Source organism: Streptomyces sp. NPDC041200 (assembly GCF_055591805.1).
The window spans coordinates 1-4,379 of the sequence record NZ_JBVIZF010000107.1; the positions used below are offsets into that span (position 1 = coordinate 1).

Here is a 4,379-nt window from a genome sequence, read left to right on the forward strand (position 1 = left end):
CAGACCTCGTCGAACGCGTCCCGGAAGACGGGGTAGGTGTCGTAGAGCCGACGTCCCATGCCCGCTCGTTGGGCGCCTTGGCCGGTGAACAGGAATGCCGTCTTGCCCGGGTGGGGCGTGCCGTGGACCACGGCCGGGGACGGCTCACCGCGAGTGAGGGCGTCCAGCGCGCGCTCGAACGCCTCGCGCTCGTCCGCCACCACCACCGCCCGGTGGTCGAAGGTGGTGCGGGTGGTGGCCAGGGTGTGGGCGATGTCGATGGGGTGGAGGGTGGGGTGTTCGCTGGTGTGGTCGAGGAGGCGTTGCGCCTGCTCGCGGAGGGCCTGTTCGGTCTTGGCGGAGAGCAGCCAGGGGACGGCGGTGGTGTGGGTGGCCGGTTCCACGACAGAGGTGGCGGGGGCTTGTTCGAGGATGAGGTGGGCGTTGGTGCCGCTGATACCGAAGGAGGAGATGGCCGCGCGGCGGGGGTGGCCGTTCTCGGGCCAGGCACGGGCCTCGGTGAGTAGCTGGACGTTGCCTGAGTCCCAGTCGATGTGCGGGCTGGGCTCGTCCACGTGGAGGGTCTTGGGCAGGGTGGCGTGGCGCATGGCCTGGATCATCTTGATGACGCCACCGATACCGGCGGCCGCCTGCGCGTGGCCGATGTTGGACTTGAACGAGCCCAGCCACAGCGGCTCGTCGCGGTTCTGCCCGTAGGTGGCCAGCAGCGCCTGGGCCTCGATGGGATCGCCCAGGGTGGTGCCGGTGCCGTGGCCCTCCACCGCGTCCACCTGGTCAGGCGTAAGACCGGCGTTGGCCAGGGCGGCGGTGATGACACGTTGCTGTGACGGACCGTTCGGCGCCGTGAGACCGTTGGACGCGCCGTCCTGGTTGACCGCCGAGCCACGGATGACGGCCAGGACGCGGTGGCCCTTGGCCTGGGCGTCGGAGAGCTTTTCGAGCAGGACCATGCCCGCGCCCTCGGCCCAGATCGTGCCGTCGGCACCGGCCGAGAACGACTTGCACCGGCCGTCGGGCGCCAGTCCGCGCTGGCGGCTGAACTCCAGGAACATCCCGGCATTGGCCATGATCGTCGCGCCACCGGCGAGAGCCATGGAGCACTCGCCACTGCGCAGCGACTGGCACGCCAAGTGGAGCGCCACCAGCGAGGAGGAGCAGGCGGTGTCGACCGTGACCGCCGGGCCCTCGAAGCCGAACGTGTACGCCACCCGCCCGGACGCCACGCTCGCCGTCGTGCCCGTCAGCAGATAGCCCTCGACCGGTTCACCGCCGTGATGCGTCAGCGAGACGTACTCCTGGGCGGCCACTCCGGCGAAGACGCCGGTGGCACTGCCGCGCAGGGTGTCCGGCCGGAGCCCCGCGTCCTCGAACGTCTCCCAGGCCGTCTCCAGGAGGAAACGCTGCTGAGGGTCGAGCGCGAGGGCCTCACGCGGCGTGATGCCGAAGAACTCGGGGTCGAAGCGGTCGGCGTCGTAGAGGAATCCGCCCTGTTGGACGTAGGTCTTGCCGCGCACATCGGGGTCGGGGTCGTACAGATTCTCGACGTCCCAGCCACGGTTGTCCGGGAACGCACCCACCGCGTCCCGTCCCTCGGCCACCAGCCGCCACAGCGCCTCCGGTGTGCTCGCGCCACCGGGGAAACGGCACCCCATCCCCACGATCGCGATCGGCTCGGCCGTGCCGGTGGCCGCCGGAGCGGTACGGGCGGTGCGCCGGACCACCTGAGCACCTGCCTGCCCACTGCCCATCAGCTCGCCACGCATATAGCCCGCCAGCACCGCGGGGGTGGGGTAGTCGAACAGCAGCGTGGACGGAAGGCGCATCCCGGACGCCTTGTTGAGCGAGTTGCGCAGTTCCACCGAGCTGAGCGAGTCGAAGCCCAGGTCCTTGAACGAGTGCGCGGGGTCGATCGCGTCGGGCGAGCCGTGTCCGAGGACGGTGGCCACGTGGCCGCGCAGGAAGTCCAGGACGATCCGCTCCTGCTCGGCCTCGGAGTGCCCCGCGAGCGACTGCCGCAGACCGCCCGCGTCCGCTCCGGCCGCAGCCGACTGGGCGGCGGCGCGCAGGGGCGTACGGACCAGCCCGCGGAAGATCGGCGCCACCGGCGCGGACGTGGCGCGGGCCCGCAGGCCCGGAAGGTCGAGCTTGGCCGGGACCACCACCGCCGGTTCCGCGCCGAGCGCCGCGTCGAAGTGCGCGAGCGCCTGTTCGGCGGGCATCGGCAGCAGTCCGTTGCGGCCCATCCGCGCCCGGTCCTGCTCATCGAGGGTTCCGGCCATGCCGCCGCCCTGGTCCCACAGCCCCCAGGCGAGCGACGTGGCGGGCAGCCCGCAGGCACGGCGGTGCTGGGCGAGTCCGTCCAGGAAGCTGTTGGCGGCCGCGTAGTTGGCCTGTCCGGGGGAACCGAGGACACCGACCGCCGATGAGAACAGGACGAACGTGTCCAGGTCCCTGTCCCGGGTCAGCTGATGGAGGTTCCACGCGGCGTCCACCTTCGGGCGGAGCACGCCGTCGAACCGCTCAGGGCTGAGCGCCGTCACGATCCCGTCGTCCAGCGTCCCTGCGCAGTGCACCACCGCTCCGAGCGGATGCTCCTCCGGCAGGCTCCCGAGCAGGGCTTCCAGCGACGGCCGGTCGGCGGCGTCGCAGGCCGCGATGGTGACCTCGGCGCCGAGTTCGGCGAGTTCCGTGGCAAGGGTGCTTCCGGCCCGCTGGCCGCTCCGGCTGATGAGCAGCAGCCTCCGGACGCCGTACGTGGTGACCAGATGGCGGGCGAGGAGCGAGCCCAGGGCGCCGGTGCCGCCGGTGATGAGCACCGTCTTGTCCGGGGCGAACGGCACCGGTGAGGTGCCGGGGGTGGCATCGGTGGCGGTACGGGCGAGGCGCGGGGCCAGGAGCGCGCCGTCACGCACCGCGAGTTGGGGTTCCGTGGTGGCGCGGGCGGCGGGTACGGCCCTCAGCGAGGCATCCGAGCCGTCGAGGTCGATCAGGGTGAACCGGTCCGGGTGCTCCGACTGAGCGGTGCGGATCAGTCCCCAGACCGCCGACCCGGCCAAGTCGGTCGGCTCGTCTCCGGTGGCGGTGGACATCGCGCCCCTGGTCAGGATCACCAGGCGGGAGTCCGGCCGTTCGTCGGACACGACGGCCTGGACGAGACCGAGCACACGGTGGGTGAGGGAGCGGGTGGACTCTGCCGGGTCGGCGTCGTCCTCGGAGACACACCACGTGACGAACACATCGGGGCCCGTGGCGTCGTCGTCCCGCGGCGCTGTCGGGAGTGCCACCGCGTCCTGCGGGATCTCGACCGTGTCCCGCACCTCGTCCTCGGGCGTGGGGACGGCGAGCCAGTCGACCTCGTACAGCTCTCCGGCGTCGGCGGCACGCGCGGCGGCGAGTTGGTCGGGGCCGACCGACCGCATGATGAGGGCGTCGATCGTCATCACCGGCGCCCCCGTCTGGTCGGCGATGACCAGCGACACCGTGTCCGGGGTGGGCCACTTGAGGCGGATGCGCAGGGCGCTCGCCCCCGTCGCATGGAGGGACACGCCGCTCCACGAGAACGGCACCCTGATGGTGTCCTCCGCCGCCTCGCGCCCCGCGATGAGCGCCGCGGGCTGGAGCGCCGAGTCGAGCAGGCCGGGATGAATGCCGTACGCGCCGGGATCCGCGTCCGTGGGCAGCGACACCTCCGCGTACGTGGTGTCCCCGTCCCGCCAGGCCGCGCGCATCCCCCGGAACAGCGGCCCGTAGCCGAAGCCCGCGCCGGTGACCCGGCGGTAGAACTCCTCCGTGTCCACGGGCTCCGAGGCGGCCGGGGGCCAGACCTCGTCCGTCAGCACACCGGCCGTCGACGGGGCTTCCCGCTCCCCGGACGCGAGCACTCCCGTCGCGTGGCAGGTCCACTCGTTCTCGGCCGGGGCGTCCTCCGGCCGGGAGTAGACCGCGAGGGAGCGCCGCCCGGAGTCGTCCGCCGGTTCGACAAGGACCCGTAGCTGAAGTGCGCCGCGTTCCGGCACGGCGAGGAATACGTGGTGGGTCAGTTCCTCGATGTGGTCGCAGTCCACGTGGCGTGCCGCGTGGAGGAGGAGATCCACGAAGGCCACGCCGGGGACGATCATCGCCCCGAAGATGGCGTGCTCGGCCACCCAGGCGGGGTCGGTCCCGGTGACGCGGCCGGTGAAGAGGTGCCCGCCACCGTTGGGAAGTTCGGCCAGGGTGGTCAGCACGGGGTGACCGGTCGCCGTCAGCCCCAGACCGTCAGCACCCGCTGTGGGCCTGGGCCTTTCCAGCCAGTAGCGCTGGCGCTGGAAGGGGTAGGTGGGGAGGGCGGTGGGAACGGAGGTGTCGCCGAGCAGGGGAGTCCAGTCGATGGTGATGCC

The 4,379-nt window shown here is 72.1% G+C and carries 1 protein-coding gene; it reads right to left on the reverse strand.

The annotated features are described in order from the left end of the window. The coding region (locus ACZ6CL_RS42765) for a type I polyketide synthase (protein ID WP_468946951.1) at positions 1 to 4,379 on the reverse strand (4,379 nt) is incomplete at both ends.